Source organism: Vibrio sp. Vb0888, from assembly GCF_033338835.1.
Taxonomy (GTDB): domain Bacteria; phylum Pseudomonadota; class Gammaproteobacteria; order Enterobacterales; family Vibrionaceae; genus Vibrio; species Vibrio alginolyticus.
This window is the reverse complement of the sequence record NZ_JAWOTL010000309.1, coordinates 1-1075: the sequence shown is the minus strand read 5'-3', so window position 1 is coordinate 1075 and position 1075 is coordinate 1. Positions and strand designations below refer to the sequence as shown.

The 1075-nt window shown below is 48.6% G+C and carries 1 protein-coding gene and 1 pseudogene; both read right to left on the bottom strand.

The genetic code is table 11. From position 1 onward, the window contains the following. Window positions 1-655 (bottom strand): annotated as a pseudogene (locus R7P72_RS25870) (hypothetical protein); the annotation flags it as partial. A gap of 3 nt (window positions 656-658) precedes the next feature. Then, window positions 659-1075, bottom strand: a 417-nt coding sequence (locus R7P72_RS25865) for an ECF-type sigma factor (RefSeq protein WP_318111100.1), incomplete at its 5' end; no start/stop codon positions are given.

The window sequence follows — 1075 nt, the reverse complement described above, 5'->3', positions numbered from 1 at the left end:
GGGTCGTGACCCAGGCGTAATCTTCTTCACCATGATGATTGTCACGAGCAGCCACGGCTAAGTAAGTGGTTTGGTCGATTTCTTCTGGCGCACCTTGTACCACGATTTGGCCTTGGTTGAGCACCTGAAGACCATTGGCGTTTTCTAACCAGATCCGAGTGGTGAGCAGGTCACCATCGGGGTCTTCAAACAATTGGTTCAGACTTAACGAATTGCTGATCGGCTTGTTCTGCGTTAGCTCCCAACCATAAATGATGGTTTGCAGTTGCTGTTCGACCGATAGATTGATGATGGGTTTGCTGTTGTTCGCCGCATCAACTTTGGGTTGTGGTGTCACCGCCGTCAGATCGTAAGGGTAGTAACCATCAAACGTATCGAAAGGGTTCTCGGCGACGTTTTGTTGATCGAATGGCGTCGCATTAAGCACTGCATCTAAATCGAGAGAGCTCGAGCCATCCAACGCCGATGTTGTGAGCGCCTGCTTCACCTCAATTAACGACGTACGTTCACCATAGTGATGTTGGCTTTTTCTTTTATCGACAGGAGCGCTGTTTAAAGAGCTGGCCGCAGACGCCATGCTGCTCTCGTCACTTAACAAGTAAACACCCAATAAACCGGCGCCGATCGCGCCGATAATCCACAGTTTCTTGGTCATGATTTATGCGTGTGCCATTCTTGATTGCAGCCAGCTGCGTGAGAACTTGAGGTCTTTTTCGATCAGACTTGCGCTGCACTCTAGCAGTTCGCTGATCTCCTGGTTCTTCATGCCCATCAGGTATTTGAGTTTTAAGGCGCTCGATTGACGTGGGTAGCGTGTGCTAAAGCTATCTAAGGCTTTGTCCATGATGATCAACTGCTCAAAGCGGTCTTCTTCGTCCTTCATCAATGTGATGTGTTGGCGTTTTTGTGCTTGGTGTGAGCGAGCGTTGTCGATCAATATTTGGCGCATGACTTTAGCTGCCATTAAGAAAAAATCACGCTTGGTGGCGATTTCACTCATGTCGCAGTTTGACATCTTTAGGTAAGCATCATGAATCAATGCGGTGGTGCTGTTGACGCTGTCTGCCAATACCAT